Source organism: Rhizobium lentis (assembly GCF_014200175.1).
GTDB lineage: Bacteria > Pseudomonadota > Alphaproteobacteria > Rhizobiales > Rhizobiaceae > Rhizobium > Rhizobium mulingense.
Window position 1 is genome coordinate 16,984 of record NZ_JACHBD010000021.1, and the last position, 22,164, is coordinate 39,147.

Below are 22,164 nucleotides of genomic sequence, written 5' to 3' on the forward strand. Positions count from 1 at the left end.
ACGATTTATGACAATCACTAAACGAAAAATTAGATTTATAGAATAATATCGTCCACTTTCATTAATTAATAATATTTTGTTTATATATCCAAAAAGCAAACAGTATCTTAAAGCTTTAAAAGAAGAACTTTGGGAAATAAAGAATTTATTCACCATTATGACCTCGGTCACAGACGTCAAACTTGTATTGAAGCAAGCTTCGGATGGTATTTCTGGGATTCGCCCAACGGAGACGCGGATGGCGGGAAAAAATCAGGGCATCAACCCAGCTGACCTTTGGCGGCGTAGCACCGGGGTGCGGAAGGAAGGGCGTCTCTTCAATTCGTCAAAATCCCATACAATCAGCAGAATTTTGAAGCGCGCGTTAGACTTTGTCATTGCGGCATCTCTTTTATTTCTTCTGTCGCCGCTCCTTCTGTCGGGAGCAGTCATTATAATGCTCAGCGATCGGGGTGCCGTTTTCAAATCCCATCGGCTTATCGGCTATAGGGGAAAAGAGTTCGGTTGCCTTAAGTTTCGGACGACACGATCAGACGCAACGCCCAGCCTGCATGCGGCTATCGTCGGCGACATCCTGACGCGATCGAGCCTCGACAAGCTTCCGCAACTGATCAACGTGCTGCTTGGGCAGATGAGCCTCGTCGGACCTCGCGCCATTGCCAAAGAGGAGCTGCCCCGTTACGGCGAACACGCCTATGCCTACGTCGCAGTCCGTCCTGGCCTGACCGGTCATTGGCAGATCAGCGAACACGTCAGTTATCAGAATAGAGTTTTCCTCGACGTCGAGTATCTGCGCAATTGGACACTCACGTTGGATTTCATGATAATGGCAAAGACTATGGCGGCCCTGCTTTCCAGGCACGCTTTACTGCCCAAGACGGACCTGTAGGGTCGTTCGGTTTTCCCTCATACTCGTAGCATTATCCGTGGGGGCGCTTGCCGGTCATAGGATCGCGCTCGGCAACAGAGTTCCTTTTCCGGCGCTTTTGCATATGCTCCCACAACGAGTAGGCGAATAGACCCGCCAGATAGCTCACTTCCATCAAGACAAGCGCTTGGAGGCAGTAGGCGATCGCATCCGAGAAGGAGGAACCTTTCAGCAGGATCACAGCACCCAAGGCAACGACCAGCAGAAATGCAAAGGTTGCAAAGGCCCAGGCGCGAATGGTCGCTCCAGCAGCGATGGAGATGGCAACCACGACAAGCGCGCTCTTCAGCATTAACCCGCTCCTCTCTTCACATCTCCTTTAAACCGCCGGCTGCCTCAATGACATGGCAAAAGCTCAAAGTCGAAGCGAAGTTCGATTAAAGTATTTTATCTATTATTGTTAAAATATTCCTAAAACACGCTCAGTAAGCCGACCGAACCAAGCGCAGAATATTCGGCTATTCATCCGACAGGGCCACTCTATCGTCCGAAACCAAGAGATGTTTGCGGCATGCAGCAAGATTAATGCACGTCATCATGTGCAGTAAGCCTCCTCCTTACCACGACAGAGTGATGATCCTCCCCCGACAATCGACCACGGTTCAACGAAACAGGGCTCGCCGGTGAATGGCGAGCCCTGCTGATGTCCTGCATCGATAAGGCTATTTCGAGACTGCGGCGGCCAATTGCCGTTTTGCGCCGCGCTGGAGGCTGAAATTTTCAAGCCAAGTAACTTGTTTCCTCAATTTCAACGCCGGCTTTTCGATGAATCTCCACGAGAAGGCGGCAAAGCAGGTCGCAATGATGCTACAGACAATGCCATTCAACCACCAGTTATGCGCCCAAGATCCGAGCGCTACGAACGCCTGTTGAATGGGATAGCCGTAGAGAAAAACGCCATAGGAATAGTCGGCCCCACTGAGAATGCCAAGCTTGCGGGGCGAGGTCAGGCCGAGGAAGACCGTGACATATCCGATTGCCGGAATGGCAATGAAATCTCCAAAGGAAGTGAACCAATAGGCCCATAATATGATTGTTGCCGAAGCAAGGAAAATTCTCACATCCCAGAGAACCTTGTCCTTGTAGAGATAGAAGGTCACCCCCATGAGAAACGCGCAGATGAGCAGATTGCCCGACGCGGTCGTGGGCATGGTTGCCCAATCGCTCTCATGTTTCCAATACCTTGCGATACCGAAGCTGATGATCAAAGCCGGCGTTGCGATAAGGGCGATCACCCGCCGCCTGACCACGCCGAGCAGAAACAGGGCGGCGATCGCGGCATAGCACTCAAGCTCGAAGGGCACCGTCCAGAGCTGCCCATTGACCATTGCGGCGTCGGGATTATCCAGGAATACACCAGGGAGATTGAAGTGGATGTGGCCTGTGACATTCAGCAGATAAGTAAAGAACTGAGGATCGGTGAAATAGTCACTTAGGTCATACTCTGTATAGATCGCTCCGAGTATAAAGGCTGCCAGCAATACCTCCACCGCAAGGGCAGGGTAGATCCGGATAAATCGGTTGCCGAGAAAGGAGATCAATGTCTTCGACCGTTCAAGACTGCCAGCCACTAGGAATCCGCTCAAGACGAAGAACATCGGCAGCACTGATTTGATGACAGGACGGAAAGGCGACTCCCAGAGAAACAGGTCATCGCCGTATGTGACGCGGGCCGTATGTATCCAAAGTACTGAAAAAGCTAACAGTAATCGCATATAATCGAATCCTGTCGGTCGCCCTTTCGCTAGATCAAGCTTTTCGCCGAGAAACATCTGTGGCCCTTTCAGAAGTATTGACTCGATTTGGATTGGCAAGCTGTCGCCGCAGCGCAGCGGCGGCATGATTGCCGGGTCGGGACCGCGTGTCAGTGACCAGAGCTACATTAGGAAAAATTGAAGGAGAGAGCGCCCCTCTCCCGAAGACGAGGCAACTGACCACAACCAGGCGATCGGGCAGCGAATTCAAATGAGGAAACCATGAAATTTCTGGCCAGGCTGTTTTTGATTGTTCTCGCCTTTATCGGATTGGGCCTGATAGGAGGCGGCGCCCTGCTGCTCAGCCTCGGTGGCTCGCCCTATTACGCGATCGGCGGGGTTGCCTATCTGGCTGCCGCGCTTCTGCTGTGGCGCCGGCAGATGTCTGGCGCCCTCATTGTCCTGCTTGTCGCAGCTCTCACCCTTCCCTGGGCACTATGGGAGTCGGGTTTCAATTTTTGGGCGCTCTTTCCGCGTTTGATGTCCCCCATCGCACTGGCGGGCTTTGCACTTCTCTTTGCGCCGTCGCTGTCGCCAACCGCCAACCGGAAGCTCTTTTACGGTGGCACTTTGCTTGCGGCGATCCTGCTCGCGGCGGGGTTCAGCCTTGCTTTCACGCCGCATGGGCTGATCCGCCCTTCCGCCGATATCCCCGCCTATAAGACTGCCAAGGGCAACAACTCCCCCTCCGACTGGACATCCTATGGCCGCAGCACGGCCGGGGATCGCTACTCCCCATTCGATCAGATCAACCGCGGCAATGTTGCCAAGCTCGATCTTGCCTGGACATATCGCACCGGGAAAAGCGATGGCGCCGACCAGAACACGCCGCTGCAGATCGGCGACACGATCTACACCTGCACGCCGACGGACGTGATCGCAGCGCTTGACGCAGATACGGGCAAACCGCGCTGGACCTTCGATCCGAAGGCGGCGGCGCCGTACTGGCAGCGCTGCCGCGGCCTCGGTTACTACAAGATGCCATCGGAGGCCCAATCAGCCGACGGTTTTTGCAATGAGCGTCTGGTGCAGACGACGATCGATGCCCGCCTCCTGGAGATCGACAGCAAGACCGGCGCGTTCTGCAAGGGCTTCGGAGACAATGGCACCGTGCGGCTTTCCCAGGGCATGGGTGAAGTCAAGTCAGGTTACTATTTCCAGACATCGGCCCCGCTGATTGCCCGTAATCTGATCGTCGTCGGAGGCTGGGTCATCGACAATCAGGAGGTTGGAGAACCCTCGGGCGTCATCCGCGCCTTCAATGTCGTCACCGGCGAACTCGAATGGGCATGGGATCTCGGCAATCCCGAGATCACCAAACTCCCGCCGGAGGGCCAGACCTATACGCGGGCCACGCCGAACATGTGGACGACTGCGGCATTCGACGACAAGCTCGGCCTCATCTATGCACCGCTCGGCAATACCACCCCGGATTATTACGGCGTCAATCGCCCGGCTTTCGCCGATCAATACAATGCCACTTTGGTGGCGCTCGATGTCACGACGGGACGGGAGAGATGGAAGTTCCAGACCGTGCATCACGATATCTGGGACTATGACCTGCCGGCCCAGCCGGTTCTGCTCGACCTGCCCGATGGCAATGGCGCCACCGTGCCGGCTCTCCTACAGACCACCAAACGCGGGCAGCTTTTCCTGCTCAACCGTCAGAGCGGTGTACCCCTTGCCGAGGTTCAGGAGAGACCAGTGCCGCAGGAAGGCGGCGCACCGGAAGAGAAGCTGTCTCCGACGCAGCCCTATTCCGTCGGCATGCCGACGATCGGTGCGGAACGGGTGACGGAGCAGACGGCTTGGGGACTGACGATGTTCGATCAGTTGGCATGCCGCATCGCCTTTCGAAAAATGCGCTACGACGGCGATTTCACCCCGATCGGCCCGCAATATGCGATCCAGCAGCCGGGAAATCTTGGCGGCCTCAATTGGGGGAGCGTGTCGGTCGACCTGCCCAACAACCGGGTCTTCCTGAACGATATCCGCGTGCCCAGCCTCTTCGCACTCATTCCCCGCGGGGAGTATGTCGATTTTGCCCTAACCACGACCGCTCACGGCCCCTCCGCCCCGCAGCGCGGCACGCCTTACGGCATGGCCACCGAAATGTGGACCTCGAGACTCCGCGTTCCCTGCACGCAGCCGCCCTTCGGCACCGTCACAGCCGTGGATCTGAACACACGCAAGATCGCATGGCAGGTCCCGGCCGGGACCGCCGAACAGCTCGGGCCGTTTAAGATCAAAACCAATCTGCCGATGCCAATGGGCCTGCCGAGTTATGCCGGCACGTCGGCGACCGCCGGCGGCGTCGTCTTCTTTGCCGGCTTCCAGGATTATTACATCCGCGCCTACGACGCCGAGAACGGCGATGAGCTCTGGAAATATCCCCTACCGGTCGGCTCGAGCGCCACGCCCATGACCTACGTCTCGCCGAAAACCGGCAGGCAATATGTGGTGATCTCGGTTGGCGGAGCGCCATATTCCAAGGACAACGGCGATTACGTGTTCGCCTTTTCTCTAAAAGACGAAGATTAGCGCCGCTGCCGGTCACACTGTGCTATTTTGGTCCGATGAGGAACTGAGGCTACGAGCGTGACGCGAAAACTGGCGGCGATCCTGGTCGCGGATGTAGTCGGCTAAAGCCGTCTCGCCGGTGCGGACGAGGATCGCATCCTGGCGCGGCTGAGAACCCTGCGCAGCGACCTGATCGATCCGACGATCGCGGTGCACAATGGCCGTATCGTCAAGCCCACCGGCGATCGAAGCCTCATCGAGTTTCGCAGCGCCGTCGACGCCGTGCGCTGCGCGATCGAGGTGCCGACGGCGATGGTCGAGCGCAATATCGGCGTGCTTCCGGAGCATCGCATCGAGTTCCGGGTCGGGATCCATCTGGGAGATGTTGTCGAGGAGAACGACGGCGACCTGATGGGCGACGGCGTCAACATCGCCGCGCGATTGGAGGGAGTTGCTCAGCCCGGCGCCATCTGCCTCTCCGAAGATGTCTACCGCCAGGTGAGAGCGCGGCTTGAATGTGCCGTGACTGATCTCGGCAAAGTCCCTCTCACCCTGGACACGCTTTGCGATGTCACCGGAATTGCCGAACCAGAAGTCAATCTTGGTCTAATCGGCGGCACCGGGACCAGCAAGAATCGCTGTAGCGAGAAGGGCGCCGGCGGCGCGGCGCTCCGCCGATGAACCTGCTGAAGGCGACAGTGCGCGATGGCCGGCTGGCGATTGCAGGTTCCGATGCCAGCCTGCCCCTGCTGGCCCGCTTCGCCGAAGCCGCCGTCAATGGCCGCGAACTCGTCCTCGGCATCCGCCCCGAGGCCCTTCGCACGGACGGCGCCGGCCCGTCGCTCAAGGCAACCCTTGAGGTCGCCGAGCTGGCCCAGAACTCGTCGTCACCGCCCTTGCCGGAAATCAGCGGCTGATGGCTTGCCTACCGCCGCGCACGCCGATCCGCGACGACGAAACGCTCACCCTCTTCTTCGACGAGGAGGCGATGCATCTCTTCGATCCGCAAACCGGCCTCAGCTGTCTTCGCGAGGGATAAGGACGATACGTACTTCGCGGACGCACCAAGCTGCAGGACGCTATTGCCTACACAAGGAAATAGCACGACACGTCCGATCGATGCCTCTCGGTCGGCCGGGACCGCCTGGTTCTCGCGGCTACGCTAGATCGCCCGCTCGCTATGGCGCTATCGAACGCGCGCGTCGCGAGTGGTCTTCGCCACATCGGGCTGGCCCGGTTTCGCTCCGCCGATGACAATAACCTTGTGAAAAAGCTCATACTAGGGCACAATTTATGAACGCATCTGAAGTTGCGGCACGATCTCATAGCCGGCCGTCTCGCGCCGAGTGACAGTTCGCGCCGGAGGGGCGGCGTCGATGGATCAGGGGTTCTTTCTTCTGTTCGCTACGGTGTCCGTGATCACCGCTCTGACGGTGGTCCTGGCGCGGAATCCGGTTCACAGCGCATTGGCGTTGATGGCGTGTTTCCTTAGTATCTCGGCCATCTTCGTCTTGCTCGAGGCGCCGTTCCTCGCGGTCATCCAGATCTTTGTCTATGTCGGCGCGATCATGGTCCTGTTCCTGTTCGTGATCATGATGATCGATGTGCGCGAAGCGGTGTTGCAGCGGTTCTTGCCGGGCGGCAACCTTCCGGCTCTGGTGCTGGTCGTTCTGCTTGGCGTCGAGATGCTTGTGCTGGTGCTCTGGAGTGACCGCTTTTCGGTCATCGAATCTGTCGCCATACCCGGCGGCGATCAGATCAGACAGCTCAGCACGACGCTTTTCGCCGACTATCTCCTGCCGTTCGAAATCGCCTCCGTGATCCTTTTGGCGGCCCTGGTCGGCGCCATCGTGCTGGCGCGGAAGGAGCCGGAGTGATGGTTCCGCTCTGGTGGTATATTGTGCTTGGAGTGGTCCTGTTCGTGATCGGAGCGGCGGGCGTACTGATCCGGCGCAACATTCTGGTGGTGCTCATGTCGCTGGAGCTGTTGCTCAACTCGGTCAACATCAACTTCATCGCTTTCGGGCATTACTACGCCGATTTTCGCGGGCAGATCTTCGCGATCTTCGTCATCGCAATCACCGCGGCGGAGGTTGCGGTCGCCCTCGGTATCCTGGTCGCCCTCGTGAGGAACAAGTCCACCCTCAAGGTCGACGACGTGACCATGATGAAAGGATAGCGGTTTGGACCCGGTGATATCGATCCGGCCGCTGCTTGCCGTTGCCGTCGCAGGTCTGGCGGCCCTTGCGATTCTCCTTCTGGACAACCGTGAGAAACTCCGCGATGTCGTCTCCCCGTTGGCCGCAATCGCCATGTTCGCGATTGTCGCCTCGATGGCGCCCACCGTGCTGGCGGGCCGGACGATCGATTTGCGCCTGTTCGAGATCCTGCCGGGGATTGACTTCGCTTTTCGGGTCGACTCGCTCGGCATGGTGTTTGCCACCGTCTCGTCGCTGCTGTGGATCGTGGCTGCGATTTATTCCATCGGCTACATGCGGCACTTGCACGAGCACGCGCAGACCCGGTTCTTCGCCTGCTTCGCCAGCAGTCTGGCCGCCGCCGCAGGGGGCGCCTTCGCCGCCAATTTGTTTACGCTGGTGATCTTCTACGAGGTGCTCAGTCTCGTTACCTATCCCCTCGTGTACCACCACGAGGACGAGCAAGGATGGACGAGCAGCCGCAAGTACCTCGTCTATCTGATGGGCGCGTCGAAAAGCGTGCTGCTCGCCGCGTTGGCGCTGACCTACCACATTGCCGGGTCGCTCGACTTTGTGACGGGCGGGCTGCTGGCGGGAGCTGATGCCTCCGCGCTGCTGCTGACGGTCGTGTATTTCTGCTATCTCTTTGGCTTCGCCAAGGCCGCGGTAATGCCGATGCACGCCTGGCTGCCTGCCGCGATGGTGGCTCCGACACCGGTCAGCGCGCTCCTGCATGCGGTGGCCGTGGTCAAGATGGGCGTGTTCTGCGTGCTGCGAGTGGTCTTCCATGTTTTCGGCGTCGAACTGGTGGGGAAGCTGGGCCTCGGTATCGCCACGGCCTATCTGGTTTCGTTCACGATCCTCATGGCGTCGGTCTACGCCCTCACGCGGGACGACCTGAAGGCGAGGCTCGCCTATTCGACCGTCAGCCAACTCTCCTACATCGTGCTGGGCGCGGTTCTGTTGTCGCCGGTCGCGATGGTCGGCGGCATCATTCACATCGCGGCGCATGCGTTCTCCAAAATCACACTCTTTTTCTGCGCGGGTTCAATCTATTGCGCATCTGGCAAGCGCAACATCAGCGATATGGCTGGGATCGGCCGAAGGCTGCCCTGGACGATGGGGGCATTCTTCGTCGGTTCGCTCAGCATGATCGGGGTGCCGCTGACCGCGGGCTTCGTCAGCAAGTGGTATCTGGTACGGGGTTCGGTGGAGGCGGGGGAAATCCCATTCCTGATCGTGCTCCTCATAAGTTCGGTCCTGAATGCCGCCTATTTCCTGCCAATCAGCTATCTCGCCTTTTTCGGGACTGAGGCACAGGAGAGCCCCGCGACGGTTCGGGAAATTCCGATGGTCACGATCCCGCTGGTCGCAACCGCCATCCTGTCGGTGCTGATGGGCATCTTCCCTGGCTATTTTCTCACCTTGGCGGACGGAGTGGTCAGATGATCAAGCGCGTGGTCGATTTCTTCGGCGCCGAAGAATATGCGCATCAGCGGCGCCGGCTGTTCTATCTGGCGCTCGTTCTTATCGTCATCGCCGACTTTCTAGTTCCCCGCGAACACGCCGAATACCTGTGGGACCACCTGCCGGGCTGGTCGGCTGTCTACGGCTTCGGCTCCTGCGTGCTTCTCATCTTCGTTTCCAAGTTTCTCGGCCATCGGGCTGGGCTGATGCGGCGCGAGGACTACTATGACTGAATTCATCCATCCGGCCCTGCTCTTCATTCTCGGCGCTCTGCCGATCCCATTCCTCAGAGGATCGATCCGCAAGGCTTATCTGCTGCTGATCCCGGCGTTGGCGATCCTCGCCGTGGTCACGATGCAGCCGGACAACTACGGCGCGGCGTCGTTCCTGGGGCAGCAAATTCAGATCGCGAAGGTCGACAAGCTGAGCAGCGTCTTTGCCACGGTTTTCACCATCATGGCTCTGATCGGAACGGTCTACGCGCTGCACTTGCCTCGCCCCGGCCAGCACGTCGCTGCGTTCGTCTACGTCGGGAGCGCGCTCGGCGTGGTATTCGCCGGCGACTACCTGACGCTATACCTGTTCTGGGAAGGCATGGCGTTTGCCTCTGCCTATCTAGTCTTCGCACAGGGCGGCCGGCAAGCGATCAGCGCCGGGTTTCGGTATCTCATGGTTCATATCACCGGCGGCGTCGTCCTGCTTGGCGGAATCATTCTCTACGGGCTTTCAACAGGCTCGCTACTCCTAGGCCCGATCGAGGGGGGGATGGGCGCCGGCGCCTACCTGATCCTTGCCGGGTTCCTTCTGAACGCCGCCGTGCCGCCGCTCAACGCCTGGCTGACCGACGCTTACCCTGAGGCAACAGTCACCGGGGCGGTATTCATGAGCGCCTTCACCACCAAGACCGCCGTGTATGTGCTGGCGCGCGCGTTTCCGGGAACCGAGCTTCTCGTTTGGCTCGGCACCGCGATGGCGCTTTACGGCGTCATCTATGCAGTACTGGAGAACGACTGCCGGCGCCTGTTGGCCTATCACATCGTCAGCCAGGTGGGGTATATGGTGGCGGGCGTCGGCATCGGGACCGAGATGGCTGTCAACGGCGCCACCAGCCATGCCTTCGCGCATATCCTCTACAAGGCGCTTCTGTTTATGGGTGCTGGGGCGGTGATCTACGTCACCGGCCGTCGCAAGCTCACAGAGCTTGGCGGGCTCTACAAGACCATGCCGCTGACAGTGGCGCTCTACATGGTCGGCGCCTTCGCGATCTCGGCATTTCCCTTCTTCTCCGGCTTCGTCACCAAATCGATGGTGATCGCCGCTGCCGGACAGGATCATCGGGCGCTGGTGGTGCTGGCGCTGACAATGGCATCGTCGGGGACCTTCCTGCACACGGGCTTGAAGCTGCCGTATTACATGTTTTTCGGCACGGACCCGAAACTGGAGGCGCGGGAGCCGCCGCGCAACATGCTGGTCGCGATGGGAATGGCGGCGGTGCTTTGCATTGCGATCGGAGTGTTCCCGCAGCCGCTTTATGCGCTTCTCCCCTATCCGGTCGACTTCGAACCTTACACTGGCCTCCATGTCACGGAGAGCCTCGGCGTGCTGATGTTCACTGCCTTCGGGTTCGTGCTGTTCCTGCGGGCGCTCGACCCGGAGAACACCATCAGCATCGACACCGACTGGTTCTATCGCAAGGGCGCGCGGGTCTTCATGTGGCTCGCCGAACGACCGCTGGCGCGCTACGAGAAGGCGGTGAGCGACGTGTCCGAAACCGGGGCGCTGCCGCTGCTGTATGGAGCGGCACGGGCGGGACTGCGGATCGATCTCACCGGGGTGGACGCTGTCGTGAACGGCGTTGCCCGCTCGATCCTGCGCGGCGGCGGGCGGCTCCGGCGACTCCAGACCGGCGTCGTGACCCATTACGTGCTGGCGATGATCGTCGGTGTGATCGCGGCCACCGCCATCTTCGCCGTGGCGTGGCGGTAGGGGGTCACATGGGGTTACCGCTACTCAGCCTCATCGTATTCACACCCGCCGCCGGGGCAGCGGTTCTGATGGTTCTGCGCAGCGACGCTGCGGTGCGATGGATGGCGCTGGGTGTCACCGTCCTCGACCTCGCTCTCTGCATCGCTATGTTGGCCGGTTTTGACACTACGACCCACGCGATGCAGTTCACCGAGACGCGCCCGTGGGTTCCTGCGCTCGGGATCACCTATGCGCTTGGAATTGACGGAATCAGTGCCCTCTTCGTTTTCTTGACCGCGCTGCTGGGCTCGACCTGCGTGCTAGCCTCGTGGGTCGCGATCGATCGCAACGTGAAGGAATTCATGGTCAGTTTGCTGGCCATGGAGGCGCTGATGCTGGGGGTTTTCTGCGCACTCGACCTGTTCTTGTTTTACGTCTTCTGGGAGGCGATGCTGATCCCGATGTACCTGATCATCGGCGTCTGGGGCGGCGACGGCCGGGTCTATGCGGCCTTCAAGTTCTTCCTTTACACGCTGGCAGGCAGCGTCCTGTTCCTGGTCGGCGTCATCGTGCTCTATTTCAACGGCGGCGAGACCTTCGACATTCTCGCTCTGACAGCACAGGATTTGCCGTTCCGGGTCCAGTCGTGGCTGTTTTTCGCTTTCCTGGTCGCCTTCGCAGTCAAGGTGCCGATGGTGCCGGTCCATACCTGGCTGCCGGACGCCCATGTGCAGGCGCCGACAGCGGGCAGCATCATCCTCGCCGGAGTGCTGCTGAAGATGGGCGCCTACGGCTTCCTGCGGTTCTCGCTGCCGATGCTGCCGGAGGCGTCGGTGTATTATTCAACCCTGATGCTTTCGCTTTCGGCACTTGCGATCGTCTATGGCGGGTTGCTTGCGCTGGCGCAGGATGACCTCAAGAAGCTGGTGGCCTATTCCAGCATCAGCCACATGGGCTTCGTGACGATGGGGATTTTCGCGCTGAACCTCCGCGGGCTCGAGGGCGGCATCCTGCAAATGTTCAATCATGGCGTGACGACGGGCGCGTTGTTCCTGTTTGTCGGCCTGATCTACGAGCGGACCCACACCCGCAGCATCGCCGATTATGGTGGGCTGATGAAGGCAGCACCAGTCTATACCGCGTTTCTTGCCTTGTTCATCCTGTCGTCGATGGCGCTGCCGGGAACGAATTCGTTCGTGGGTGAGTTGCTCGTGCTATCTGGCGGGTTTGCGGCCAACCAGGCCGTCGGCGCGGCCGCCGTTCTGGGCGCATTGCTGGGCGCGGCCTATCTGCTCGGCATGTATGGGAAGGTCGCGCTTGGTCCGGCGAGTGTCAGTGCCCGATTTAAGATACGTGACGTAAACGCCCGCGAGATCGCTGCGATCCTGTCGCTGAGCGTCTTCGTGCTCTGGGTCGGGCTCTATCCAAAACCTTTTCTCAACATCATCGATGCCTCGGCGAAACATCTGCTCGCGCAGGTGCACGGTGAGGAGAGTGGCCAATGACCGCCGCTGCTCTTCTCCAGTCGGTCCTTGCGAGCCTGCCCGAGATCATCGTGGTCACGGGGGCCTGCATCCTGCTGATTCTGGGACAGTTTGTGCAAAAGAGACAGGAACATTTCCTTGTCTGGGCTTCCGTTGCCATCGTACTGATTGCCGCCTTGGCGACACTCATGCTGGCGGGCGAGGTGCGGCCGGCCTACACGGGCATGTTCGTCGCCGACCGCTTCGCGGTCTTCTTTAAGTTCGTGTTCTATTTAGCCACCGTCCTGACATTCCTCCTCTCAAGAAAATATGCGGATATCGAAGGGATCGGCAGCAGCGAATACTATGTCCTGCTGCTCTTCGCGCTTTCGGGAATGATGATCATGGCGTCGGCCACCGATCTCATGTCGATCTATGTGGGCCTCGAACTGGTGGTGCTCTGTACCTATGTGCTGACCGGCTTCCTGCGGCGAGAGCGGCGGTCGAACGAAGCGGCGCTGAAATATGTGATCCTTGGCGCGGTCTCGACCGGGATTTTCCTTTACGGCGTTTCGCTGGTCTACGGGCTGACCGGCACCACCCAACTGGACGCGATGGCTGCAGCGGTAACCGGCAATCCGCGCGATCCCGGATTGCTGCTAGCGGTAGTCTTCATTGTCGCGGGGTTGGTCTTCAAGGTCGGCGCGGTGCCGTTCCATATGTGGGTTCCGGACGTCTACGAAGGCGCGCCGACGACGATCACCGCGTTCATGTCGGTCGGCCCCAAGGCGGCGGGGTTCGCGGTCATCCTGCGGGTGTTCCTCAACCCCCTGGTCGCAGCTTCAGACGTCTGGATCATCGTCGCGGTCATTGCGGTGGTGACGATGGCGCTTGGCAGCTTCGTGGCGCTGGTCCAGGACAATTTCAAGCGCCTCCTGGCCTACTCCAGCATCGCCCATGCCGGCTTCGCCATTTTCGGCGTGGCCGCTGGCGGCGCCGATGGGATCGCCAGCGTGATGCTCTATCTCCTGATCTACGCGTTCATGAATCTCGGCATTTTCGGCACCGTCATCATGATGCGGAACGGCGATTTTTCGGGCGAGGTCATCGACGACTATGCGGGTTTCGCCAAGTCACATCCGGGGCTGGCGCTCCTAATGCTGCTCTATCTCTTCTCGCTGGCCGGTATTCCGCCGACGGCCGGGTTCTTCGCCAAGTTTTACGTGCTGGTCGCCCTCGTCGAGCGTGGTTTCGTCATGCTGGCTGTTATCGCAGTACTGCTCAGTGCCGTCGCCGCCTATTTCTACATCCGCATCGTGATGGTGATCTACATGCGCGAGCCGAAGAGGGCGTTCGCCCCGGCGCTGACCCCTTTGGTGAGCGCGACACTCGCCGTCACCGCTGCCGGCACCATCGGCATCGGCCTATTTCCGTCGTGGTTTCTAAAGCTTGCCCAAGATTCGGTCTTTGGCGGGTGAGCGATTGGATTTGCAATGATCACACCGACGGAATAGACTTGAAGGCAGAGGAAGGATTGCCCAAGTCGCGCCGCGGCGTGGTCGATGGGCGACCGGTGCAGTGATATGACTGCAATGGAATTTTTGCCGGTTCTTTTCATGGTCGCCGGAGTCGTTCTGGTGGCGGGGGTGACGTTGTTCGTCTCCTCGCTGCTGCGCCCATCCAATCCTTATCCCGCCAAGAACATGCCCTATGAATGCGGCATGGACGCAGCGGGCGAGGCGGCGGCGGGCCGCTTCAGGGTGCCGTTCTTTATCCTCGCGATCCTGCTGGTCGTTTTCGATGTCGAAGCGATGTTTCTCTTTCCCTGGGCCGTCGTCCTGAAAGAGATCGGCCTGGTCGGCTATATCGAGATGTTCGTCTTCATATTGCTGCTTCTCGTGGGTTTCGCCTACGCCTGGCTGAAAGGAGCGCTTGAATGGGAGGCGTAAACAACGCGATCCGCGACAGCGTGCTGTTCACTACGGCCGACAGCATCATTGGTTGGAGCCGAAGATCGGCGCTGTGGCCGGAGACCTTCGGCATTGCCTGCTGCGCCATCGAGATGATCTCCGCCGGTTGCGCCCGCTACGATCTCGACCGGTTCGGCGTGGTGTTCCGCCCTTCGCCGAGACAATCCGACGTCATGATCATCGCCGGCACAGTGACCCGGAAATTCGCGCCCGTCGTGCGGCGGCTCTATGACCAGATGCCGGAACCGCGCTGGGTGATCGCCATGGGCACCTGCGCTATTTCGGGCGGGGTCTACAACACCTACGCCGTGGTGCAGGGATCGGAGACCTTCGTGCCCGTCGATGTGCATGTGCCTGGCTGTCCGCCCCGGCCTGAGGCGCTGATGCATGGCTTCCTCCTGCTTCAAGAAAAGATCAAGAGGTCGCGGGCGCTCGCCGGAACACCTCTGGATCGGGTTATAGCGTCATGAGTGCGGAGCCGTCCCTCAATCGCGCTCCGATCATCGAGCGCTTCGGAGAAACCATCGAGGACCTCGGCACTGCGCACGGCATCGACGCCTTTGCCGTTCCCCCCGAGAGGATCGTCGAGTTCTGCCGGCTCCTGAAAGAGCATCCGGCGCTGCAATTCAATTTCCTCTCGGACATTTGCGGGGTCGATCATTATCCCGAAACGCCGCGGTTCGAGGCGGTCTACCATCTCTATTCGCTGCCCAATAGGTGGCGGGTCCGCATCAAGTGCCGCCTTGGCGATCCTCCTGAAGTGCCTTCGGTCACGGGAGTTTGGCGCACCGCCAACTGGCATGAGCGTGAGGCCTGGGACATGTATGGCATCAGCTTCGCGGGACATCCCGATCTGCGCCGGATCTATATGTGGGAAGGCTTCGAGGGCTTTCCCCAGCGCAAGGATTTCCCCCTCAGGGGCTATAAGGACAAGTTGAACCCCTTCGGTGCCGAAGGTCCGCCGCCAACGCAGCCCGACCTTGCCACCAGGGACATTCCGTAAGGGAGGCCGTTCTACGCCGGAACGATGAGATGACCGAAGTCACCGAGCTCAGCAGGCCTGAGGGCGAAGCGCTCAATACCAGGGAAGTGCTTCTCAATCTCGGTCCGCAGCACCCCAGCACCCATGGGGTTCTTCGGCTCGTCCTCGAACTGGACGGCGAGTTCGTCGAGCGCGTCGATCCGCATATCGGCTACCTCCATCGCGGCACCGAAAAACTGGCGGAGAGCTTCACCTATACCCAGATTTTCCCGCTGACGGACCGGCTCGACTATCTCTGTCCGCCCTCGAACAACCTCGCTTTCGCGCTGGCGGTGGAGAAACTCCTCGGCATAGAAGCACCGATCCGGGCGCAATATATCCGCGTGATGATGGCCGAGCTGGCACGGATCTCCGGTCACCTCCTGATCACGGGCGCTTTGCCGATGGATCTCGGCGCCATGACCGCGTTGCTTTACGTCATGCGCGAACGTGAAATGATCATGGACCTCCTGGAAATGATCACCGGCGCGCGCATGCACACCTCGTTCTGCCGGGTCGGCGGAGTGCGCGAGGACCTGCCTGACGGATTCTTCCCCAAGATCCGGGAGTTTTGCGACATCTTTCCGAACCGGATTCGCGACTATGAGCGACTGCTCGAAGATAACCGGGTGTTTCTCAATCGCACGAAGGGGATCGGCGTGATCTCCGCCGAGGATGCCGTCGATCTCGGCCTCAGCGGCCCGAACCTGCGTGCTTCCGGTGTCGACTGGGACATCCGGCGCGATGAGCCCTACGAGATCTACGACCGGCTCGATTTCAACGTCATCACCCGTCATGAGGGCGATTGCTATGCACGCTGGCGATGCCGCGTCGACGAGATGCGCGAAAGCATAGGGATCATCGAACAATGCATCGACCAGATGCCTGAGGGGCCGTTCCAGATCGATATGCCGACAATCGCCTTCCCACTGGATAAGGATCGGGTGCACTGCTCGATGGAGGCGCTGATCCAGCATTTTGACCTGTCGGCCTACGGCTTCAAGGTGCCGAAGGGCGAGGTCTATTCGGCGATCGAGGCCCCAAAGGGCGAGCTTGGCTTTTACATCATCAGTGACGGCTCGCCAAAACCGTTCCGCATGAAGGTGCGGGCACCCTCGTTCGTCAATCTTCAGGCCCTCTTCGGGGTCAGCAACGCCCGCTATCTGGCGGACATGATCGCCGTGCTCGGCAGCCTCGACCCCGTAATGGCGGAGGTGGACAAGTAGCAGAGGATTTGGACGTGATGACCCTGCGCGAAAAGATCGAAGAGGCGGCGGCGCGGTATCCAGACCAGCGCTCGGCGATCATGCCCGCGCTTCGGATCGCGCAGACGGAGCATGGCCATTTGCCTGGTCCGGTGCTGGAGGAGGTCGCCAACATTCTCGGAGTCGAGCGGATCTGGGTCTACGAGCTGGCGACCTTCTACACGCTCTTCCATACCGAACCGGTGGGCATGTTCCATCTGCAGCTTTGCGACAACGTCTCCTGCATGCTGTGCAGCTCCGAGGACCTGCTGAGGCATCTGGAGGAGGTCCTCGGGATCAAGAAGGGCGAAACCACCCCAGACCTGCTGTTCACGCTTTCGACCGTCGAATGCCTCGGCGCCTGCGAGATGGCTCCAGTGATGCAGGTTGGTGATGACTATCACGGCGACCTCGACATCGCGCGCATCGACGCGCTTCTCGACAGGTTGCGAACGGAGGCGGGGAAAGCGACTGGTGCCGATCTCGCCTCAGCAGCACCGCCGGGAGAATAGCGTCATGTTCGAACCGATCCTCCTCAAGAATGTCGATGTTCGGGATGGCCATCTGCTCTCCACCTTCGAGGCCGGCGGAGGCTACCAGGCTCTGGCCAAGGTGCTGTGCGAAAACACGCCTGACGAGGTTATCGACCTCGTCAAGCGGTCCAATCTACGCGGTCGCGGCGGTGCCGGATTCCCAACGGGCATGAAATGGGGTTTCGTGCCGAAGCGGACCGGCAAGCCGACATATCTGTGCTGCAACGCCGATGAGGGCGAGCCGGGCACGTTCAAGGATCGGATCATCATGGAGCGCGACCCGCATCAACTGATCGAGGGGTTGGCGGTAAGTGCATACGCGATTGGGGCCGAAACCGCCTATGTCTACATTCGCGGAGAATATGTGACGGCGATCCGTCGTCTGGAGCAGGCGATCGCCGAGGCCCAAGCAAAGGGTTATCTCGGAAAGCGCATTCTGGGCTCGGATTTCAATTTCACCATACACATCCACTGCGGCGCCGGCGCCTATATCTGCGGCGAAGAGACTGCGATGCTCGAGTCGCTCGAGGGCAAACGGGCGCAGCCGCGATTGAAGCCGCCATTTCCGGCCGTGGCTGGGCTCTACGCAAGCCCGACAGTGATCAACAACGTCGAAACGCTCGCTTGCGTGCCGCATATCGTTACGCGGGGGTCGGACTGGTTTCGGGGCATCGGTCCGGACAAGAGCCCCGGGCCGAAGCTCTACTGCCTCAGTGGGCAGGTGCGCAAACCCGGCCTCTATGAGTTGCCGATGGGCATACCGCTGCGCGAACTGGTCGAGAACCACGCCGGCGGCGTGCTGCCGGGCCGCAAAATCAAGGCGGTCATCCCGGGCGGGGTCTCAGCGCCGGTCATACCGGAGCACGGGCTGGAGGTCGGGATGGATTTCGACTCGCTGGCCGCCGCCGGCTCGATGCTCGGCTCGGCTGGCGTTATTGTGATCGACGACTCGACCTGCATGGTCAAGGTCGCGACCCGGATCATCGAATTCTTCCATCATGAGTCCTGCGGCAAGTGCACGCCATGCCGGGAAGGATTGAACTGGGTCGTGAAGGTCCTGCGCCGGGTCGAGGCCGGCGAAGGTGCTGCCGGCGATCTGGAGCAGCTGGAGATGCTCTGCAAGGGCATTTTCGGCAATACGTTTTGTGCCTTGGGTGACGGGGCGGCGATGGGATTGCGGGCTGCACTCGCGCATTTTCGCGCTGAGTTCGTCGCCCATATCGAGGAGCACAGGTGCCCCTTTCACTGAAGGCCTGCGCCGCGACAGGAGTGCGAGGAAGTATGGTTAGCATTACGATCGATGGACAAACGCTGGACGTGGAGGCTGGCTCGACGGTGCTGCAGGCCGCCCGGCGTTTGGGCATCGATATCCCAACCTTCTGCTATCTGAAGCGTCTGCCGCCGCTGGCCTCCTGTCGCATGTGCCTGGTGGAGATCGAGGGGCAGCGGCGGCTGCAGCCGTCCTGCGCCACCGCCGTCACCGAGGGTATGGTGGTGCGGTCGAACACAGCTCTGATCGAGGAAACGCGCGCTTCCATGCTCGATATGTTGCTCGCCAACCACCCCCTCGACTGTCCGATCTGCGACAAGGGCGGCGAATGCGAGCTTCAGAACATGGTGATGGCCTATGGGCCTCGCAAAAGCGAGTTTCACGATCCAAAACGTGTATTCCATTCCGAGGACATCCGTCTCAGCCCGGTCATCATCATGAACGTCAACCGCTGCATCCAGTGTCAACGCTGCGTCCGGATGTGTGAGGAGGTCGTCGGCGCGGTCGCCCTGGGTACCGTTGAAAAAGGCATGGATACCGCCGTCACCGGCTTCGAGGGCAGTCTCGCAAGCTGCGATCAGTGCGGCAATTGCGTCGAGGTCTGCCCGGTCGGCGCGCTGATGAGCTTCCCCTATCGCTACAAGGCGCGGCCCTGGGATCTGGTCGAGACCGATACGGTCTGCCCGCATTGTGGCACCGGTTGTCAGTTGACGGTGGGCACGCGCAAGGGCGAGTTCATGCGGGTGCGCTCGAAGTGGGACGAGGGGCTTAACCGCGAAGTGCTCTGCGTTCGGGGACGCTTCGGCCTGGATTTCGTCGCGAACCGGGACCGGATCAAGCGACCGATGATCCGTCGTGATGGCACCCTGGTTCCGGTTTCCTGGGACGAAGCGGGGGACTATCTGCGCCAGCGGCTGTCGGCCGTCGAGGGCAAGGCTGCCGGCGGGCTGGCCTCGCCTCGCCTACCCAACGAGATACTCTATCAGTTTCAGAAGCTGATGAGGACCGCGTTCCGGACCAACAGCATTGATTGCTCGTCACGCTGGTCCGCGCCCTTCGATACGCTCGGCCCGCTAATGGCAGCCTTCAACAGCCGCGCACCGCTGGACGAAGTGATCGGCAACGACTGCGTGCTCATCGTCGGCGGCAACGTCACCGAGGAGAACCCGGTCACCGAATACCTGCTGCGGGATGGCGTGCGGCGACGGCAGACCGGATTGCTCATGCTCTCGGCGCGGCCATCCCGTCTGGATGCCCATGCCAGGGTGGTGGTTCGCGTGCCGCCGGGCGGAGAAGCGGCGAGCCTTGCGGCGGTGGTGGCCGGTCTCGTAGCGGCAGTTGGTGAGGCCTTACCGGGCAACGTTCTCGCGGGCATTGGCGCGACAATCGGCAAGCCAGCGGCGGAAACCGGCATTGACGGGCCGGATCGTCTGGCCGCGGCGCTTAAGGAAGGCCGCAGCGTCACCGTACTAGTCAGCGTCGACCTCCTGAGATCACCCGAAGCCAGCGCGACGCTGCAGCAGATCAATAATCTGCTGCAGGCTCTGCGCCTGCTCGGCAAGGACCTGGCGATGCAGTTCCTCTTCGACCGTGCCAACCAGATGGGCGCTTGGGACATGGGAGTTCTGCCGGCGGCTCTGCCGGGGTTGCAGGCGATAACCGACGACGTAGCGCGCGCAACGCTTGCGCGGAACTGGGGCGCCGAAATCCCGTCTGACCCCGGCGCGGATCTCGACGCCATGCTGGAACTCTGCGTTGGCGGGCGGATGGGCGCTCTCTACATCGTCGCAACCGACCCTCTGATTGCCTATCCCGACAGGGATTTCGTGACGCGGGCGCTTGGCGCCGCCGATCTCCTGATTGTGCAGGACGCCTTCCTCACGGATACGGCGGGCCTTGCCGACGTCGTCCTACCCGCGGCAGGTTACGGCGAGGAAACCGGCACGTTCACCAATAACGAGGGCCGGATCCAGAAGATCCGCAAATTTCGCGAACCCGCCTTCGAGGCGCGGAGCAATCTGGCGATCTTCGACTTCGTCGCGGCGCTTCGCAACCAGGCACTGCGGCCGTCGACGCAAGGCGAAATTTTCGACGAGGTTGCGCGGCTTGTTCCCGCCTACCAGGGATTGACACAGGATGGACTTGGCGCCGACGGCGCATTCACCAAGGCAGCGCCGACGGCACCTGTGGCCACGTTCTTTTCGCCGCCGCCCGTCCCGCCAGCAGCCGACCGGCTCATGCTGATCACCGGTGACTGCCTGTTCCACAACGGATATCTTTCCGAACGGTCGGACATCCTGAACACGGTCGCCAATGATCCCTATGTCGCGATGAGCGCGCAGGATGCTGTACAGCTTGGCCTTTCGGATGGCGATCAGGTCATTGTGCGGTCCGCCCAGGGCGAACTGGCGGCGCAGTTGAAGATCGACCCCCGGTTTCCCAGGGGCCTCGTCTTCGTTCCGGAAAACTACAGAGCCTTGCGTCTCAACGGCTTGATGCGGCGGGGTGAGTACCCATGCCCGGTGGAAGTCCAGAAGGTGCACGCCACTCTTGAGGCCGACCGCACGAGCCGGATCTGGCGTGGGGTCTGAAGATTTGGAGTCGGGCCGCCGCGCGTCCGCAAGCTGCCCTGCCCCAGCGTCCTCACAATCAAGCTAGAGCATGATGCCGAAAAGTGTGAGCGGTTTTCGGGCGACATCATTGCTCTAACTGTTTAATTTAGAACAGGATTCAGATTTTAGGCCGACCAGGCCTAAAATCATCCTGTTCTAGCGACGTCAGTGATACCTGGTCCCGCAGATGTAATCCTGCAGATCCTGCTCTGTGCGCTGCGCTTCGTCGAGCCTATGTTTAACCACGTCGCCGATACTGACCACGCCGACAACGTCGCCTCCATCCAGGACCAGCACATGACGCGTACGCCGCTGGGTCATGATCCCCATCACGGAGGGGAGCAAATCCCGTGTCGAACAGGTCGCCACATTGCGGTTCATGACATCCCCGACCCGCATCATCGCCGCCTCGGCCCCGTATTCCGCCACCGCATTGCAGCAATCCCGCTCCGATAGCGAACCCAGGTATTCGTCGTTCGATTGGCTGACGACGACGAAGCCGATATTGTTGTCGCGAAACAGCCTCAAGACTTCCAACATCGTCTGATCGGGCGCGACCGCGATGACACCGACACCCTTGTTCTTCATGATTTCGCCGACAAGCATCTGAGCCTCCTGTCTGCGCGCTCCGGCTTGACGGATGGCGCGCGTTCACGTTCGCCGGATATTCCGCCACCAGTTATAGCCCTGCATCTCTTTCGTCTCGACGAGCACGTCCTTCTTGGTATTCAGGCGTGCGGTAACCACGCCGCCGCCGGTTGCCGCCTTGCCCGGCTTGGCGAGCAGGTCGTCGCGCCCGATCACCAGGTCACGCGAGGAAAAACTCGAAAATTCGTACTGCTGGCCAAGGGCGATTGCATCCGCTGGACAGGCGTCCTCGCACAGCCCGCAGAACAGGCAGCGAGCCGTGTCGATCTCGAATTTGGCCGGGTGCCGGTTGCCCTTCTCGTCCTCGTAGGGGACGACTTCGATACAGTCGCAGGGACAGATCCGCGCGCAGAGTTCGCAGGCCACGCACTTGATCTCGCCCTCTTCATCGCGCGTAAGGAAGTGATGCCCTCGATAGCGTGAATACGGGAGCCATTTTTCCTTGTCCGGATATTGCATGGTTACGGTTCTGGAGAACAGGTAGCCGAAGGTCAGAACCAACGCATTCGCCAGATCGGCGAAGAACGCCCAACCAATCCATGTTCCAACTTTGTCCTGCGCGCGCGACATC

Annotated in this window: 20 protein-coding genes and 2 pseudogenes; 18 read left to right on the plus strand and 4 right to left on the minus strand. The window is 60.3% G+C overall.

What is annotated here, in order from left to right:
- Positions 1-238 precede the first annotated feature (238 nt).
- Entirely contained in the window at positions 239-889 is a 651-nt protein-coding gene (locus GGI60_RS29615) for a sugar transferase (protein WP_183920038.1), read from the plus strand.
- 31 nt (positions 890-920) lie between these two features.
- On the opposite strand, the gene GGI60_RS29620 is transcribed toward GGI60_RS29615, so the two are convergent.
- Entirely contained in the window at positions 921-1,220 is a 300-nt protein-coding gene (locus GGI60_RS29620) for a hypothetical protein (RefSeq protein WP_183920041.1), read from the minus strand.
- A gap of 370 nt (positions 1,221-1,590) precedes the next feature.
- Positions 1,591-2,700, minus strand: coding sequence for an acyltransferase family protein (locus GGI60_RS29625; protein ID WP_183920091.1), 1,110 nt, complete (start codon positions 2,698-2,700; stop codon positions 1,591-1,593).
- Between the two features lie 204 nt (positions 2,701-2,904).
- Here GGI60_RS29625 and GGI60_RS29630 point away from each other — a divergent pair, with 204 nt between their 5' ends.
- From GGI60_RS29630 to nuoG, 17 genes and pseudogenes are all read left to right on the plus strand, one after another.
- Complete coding sequence (locus GGI60_RS29630) at positions 2,905-5,223, plus strand: membrane-bound PQQ-dependent dehydrogenase, glucose/quinate/shikimate family (protein WP_183920043.1); 2,319 nt, start codon at positions 2,905-2,907, stop codon at positions 5,221-5,223.
- 57 nt (positions 5,224-5,280) lie between these two features.
- Positions 5,281-5,871, plus strand: a pseudogene (locus GGI60_RS29635) (adenylate/guanylate cyclase domain-containing protein); the annotation flags it as partial.
- A pseudogene (locus GGI60_RS29640) lies at positions 5,868-6,241 on the plus strand (TOBE domain-containing protein); the annotation flags it as partial. The pseudogenes GGI60_RS29635 and GGI60_RS29640, both read left to right, overlap by 4 nt.
- Positions 6,242-6,578: 337 nt before the next feature.
- A complete protein-coding gene (locus GGI60_RS29645; RefSeq protein ID WP_183920045.1) occupies positions 6,579-7,079 on the plus strand; it encodes an NADH-quinone oxidoreductase subunit J in 501 nt (166 codons plus the stop codon).
- Entirely contained in the window at positions 7,079-7,381 is a 303-nt protein-coding gene (gene nuoK, locus GGI60_RS29650; RefSeq protein ID WP_183920047.1) for an NADH-quinone oxidoreductase subunit NuoK, read from the plus strand. The genes GGI60_RS29645 and nuoK overlap by 1 nt, the downstream gene beginning before the upstream one ends.
- A 4-nt stretch (positions 7,382-7,385) precedes the next feature.
- Positions 7,386-8,849 (plus strand): monovalent cation/H+ antiporter subunit D family protein, encoded by a 1,464-nt coding sequence (locus GGI60_RS29655; RefSeq protein ID WP_183920049.1) that lies wholly within the window; start codon positions 7,386-7,388, stop codon positions 8,847-8,849.
- On the plus strand, positions 8,846-9,100 hold the full coding sequence (locus GGI60_RS29660) for a hypothetical protein (protein WP_183920051.1): 255 nt from the start codon (positions 8,846-8,848) through the stop codon (positions 9,098-9,100). Before GGI60_RS29655 ends, GGI60_RS29660 begins: the two co-directional genes overlap by 4 nt.
- Positions 9,093-10,853, plus strand: coding sequence for a Na(+)/H(+) antiporter subunit D (locus tag GGI60_RS29665; RefSeq protein WP_183920053.1), 1,761 nt, complete (start codon positions 9,093-9,095; stop codon positions 10,851-10,853). The genes GGI60_RS29660 and GGI60_RS29665 overlap by 8 nt, the downstream gene beginning before the upstream one ends.
- An 8-nt stretch (positions 10,854-10,861) precedes the next feature.
- A complete protein-coding gene (locus GGI60_RS29670) occupies positions 10,862-12,337 on the plus strand; it encodes an NADH-quinone oxidoreductase subunit M (RefSeq protein WP_183920055.1) in 1,476 nt (491 codons plus the stop codon).
- Positions 12,334-13,773 carry an NADH-quinone oxidoreductase subunit N gene (locus GGI60_RS29675; RefSeq protein ID WP_183920057.1) on the plus strand — a complete coding sequence of 480 codons (1,440 nt, stop codon included), beginning with the start codon at positions 12,334-12,336 and terminating at the stop codon, positions 13,771-13,773. Before GGI60_RS29670 ends, GGI60_RS29675 begins: the two co-directional genes overlap by 4 nt.
- A 105-nt stretch (positions 13,774-13,878) precedes the next feature.
- Entirely contained in the window at positions 13,879-14,244 is a 366-nt protein-coding gene (locus GGI60_RS29680) for an NADH-quinone oxidoreductase subunit A (protein WP_097582071.1), read from the plus strand.
- Entirely contained in the window at positions 14,232-14,735 is a 504-nt protein-coding gene (locus tag GGI60_RS29685; protein WP_183920059.1) for an NADH-quinone oxidoreductase subunit B family protein, read from the plus strand. Before GGI60_RS29680 ends, GGI60_RS29685 begins: the two co-directional genes overlap by 13 nt.
- Complete coding sequence (locus GGI60_RS29690) at positions 14,732-15,268, plus strand: NADH-quinone oxidoreductase subunit C (RefSeq protein WP_183920061.1); 537 nt, start codon at positions 14,732-14,734, stop codon at positions 15,266-15,268. Before GGI60_RS29685 ends, GGI60_RS29690 begins: the two co-directional genes overlap by 4 nt.
- A gap of 29 nt (positions 15,269-15,297) precedes the next feature.
- On the plus strand, positions 15,298-16,512 hold the full coding sequence (gene nuoD / locus GGI60_RS29695; protein ID WP_183920063.1) for an NADH dehydrogenase (quinone) subunit D: 1,215 nt from the start codon (positions 15,298-15,300) through the stop codon (positions 16,510-16,512).
- A gap of 17 nt (positions 16,513-16,529) precedes the next feature.
- Complete coding sequence (gene nuoE / locus GGI60_RS29700; protein WP_183920093.1) at positions 16,530-17,042, plus strand: NADH-quinone oxidoreductase subunit NuoE; 513 nt, start codon at positions 16,530-16,532, stop codon at positions 17,040-17,042.
- Positions 17,043-17,046: 4 nt separating this feature from the next.
- Complete coding sequence (gene nuoF, locus GGI60_RS29705; RefSeq protein ID WP_183920065.1) at positions 17,047-18,312, plus strand: NADH-quinone oxidoreductase subunit NuoF; 1,266 nt, start codon at positions 17,047-17,049, stop codon at positions 18,310-18,312.
- A 32-nt stretch (positions 18,313-18,344) separates the two neighbouring features.
- Entirely contained in the window at positions 18,345-20,924 is a 2,580-nt protein-coding gene (nuoG, locus tag GGI60_RS29710) for an NADH-quinone oxidoreductase subunit NuoG (RefSeq protein ID WP_183920095.1), read from the plus strand.
- A 186-nt stretch (positions 20,925-21,110) separates the two neighbouring features.
- Here nuoG and GGI60_RS29715 read toward each other — a convergent pair whose 3' ends face one another.
- Complete coding sequence (locus GGI60_RS29715) at positions 21,111-21,551, minus strand: CBS domain-containing protein (RefSeq protein ID WP_183920067.1); 441 nt, start codon at positions 21,549-21,551, stop codon at positions 21,111-21,113.
- 45 nt (positions 21,552-21,596) lie between these two features.
- Positions 21,597-22,163 (minus strand): NADH-quinone oxidoreductase subunit I, encoded by a 567-nt coding sequence (locus tag GGI60_RS29720; RefSeq protein ID WP_183920069.1) that lies wholly within the window; start codon positions 22,161-22,163, stop codon positions 21,597-21,599.
- Position 22,164: the final 1 nt, after the last annotated feature.

Coding starts and splice junctions, on each gene's coding strand:
- GGI60_RS29615 (WP_183920038.1), top strand. CDS start 239: ATGGCGGGAAAAAATCAGGGCATCAACCCAGCTGACCTTTGGCGGCGT.
- GGI60_RS29620 (WP_183920041.1), bottom strand. CDS start 1,220: ATGCTGAAGAGCGCGCTTGTCGTGGTTGCCATCTCCATCGCTGCTGGA.
- GGI60_RS29625 (WP_183920091.1), bottom strand. CDS start 2,700: ATGTTTCTCGGCGAAAAGCTTGATCTAGCGAAAGGGCGACCGACAGGA.
- GGI60_RS29630 (WP_183920043.1), top strand. CDS start 2,905: ATGAAATTTCTGGCCAGGCTGTTTTTGATTGTTCTCGCCTTTATCGGA.
- GGI60_RS29645 (WP_183920045.1), top strand. CDS start 6,579: ATGGATCAGGGGTTCTTTCTTCTGTTCGCTACGGTGTCCGTGATCACC.
- nuoK (WP_183920047.1), top strand. CDS start 7,079: ATGGTTCCGCTCTGGTGGTATATTGTGCTTGGAGTGGTCCTGTTCGTG.
- GGI60_RS29660 (WP_183920051.1), top strand. CDS start 8,846: ATGATCAAGCGCGTGGTCGATTTCTTCGGCGCCGAAGAATATGCGCAT.
- GGI60_RS29665 (WP_183920053.1), top strand. CDS start 9,093: ATGACTGAATTCATCCATCCGGCCCTGCTCTTCATTCTCGGCGCTCTG.
- GGI60_RS29670 (WP_183920055.1), top strand. CDS start 10,862: ATGGGGTTACCGCTACTCAGCCTCATCGTATTCACACCCGCCGCCGGG.
- GGI60_RS29675 (WP_183920057.1), top strand. CDS start 12,334: ATGACCGCCGCTGCTCTTCTCCAGTCGGTCCTTGCGAGCCTGCCCGAG.
- GGI60_RS29680 (WP_097582071.1), top strand. CDS start 13,879: ATGACTGCAATGGAATTTTTGCCGGTTCTTTTCATGGTCGCCGGAGTC.
- GGI60_RS29685 (WP_183920059.1), top strand. CDS start 14,232: ATGGGAGGCGTAAACAACGCGATCCGCGACAGCGTGCTGTTCACTACG.
- GGI60_RS29690 (WP_183920061.1), top strand. CDS start 14,732: ATGAGTGCGGAGCCGTCCCTCAATCGCGCTCCGATCATCGAGCGCTTC.
- nuoD (WP_183920063.1), top strand. CDS start 15,298: ATGACCGAAGTCACCGAGCTCAGCAGGCCTGAGGGCGAAGCGCTCAAT.
- nuoE (WP_183920093.1), top strand. CDS start 16,530: ATGACCCTGCGCGAAAAGATCGAAGAGGCGGCGGCGCGGTATCCAGAC.
- nuoF (WP_183920065.1), top strand. CDS start 17,047: ATGTTCGAACCGATCCTCCTCAAGAATGTCGATGTTCGGGATGGCCAT.
- nuoG (WP_183920095.1), top strand. CDS start 18,345: ATGGTTAGCATTACGATCGATGGACAAACGCTGGACGTGGAGGCTGGC.
- GGI60_RS29715 (WP_183920067.1), bottom strand. CDS start 21,551: ATGCTTGTCGGCGAAATCATGAAGAACAAGGGTGTCGGTGTCATCGCG.
- GGI60_RS29720 (WP_183920069.1), bottom strand. CDS start 22,163: ATGTCGCGCGCGCAGGACAAAGTTGGAACATGGATTGGTTGGGCGTTC.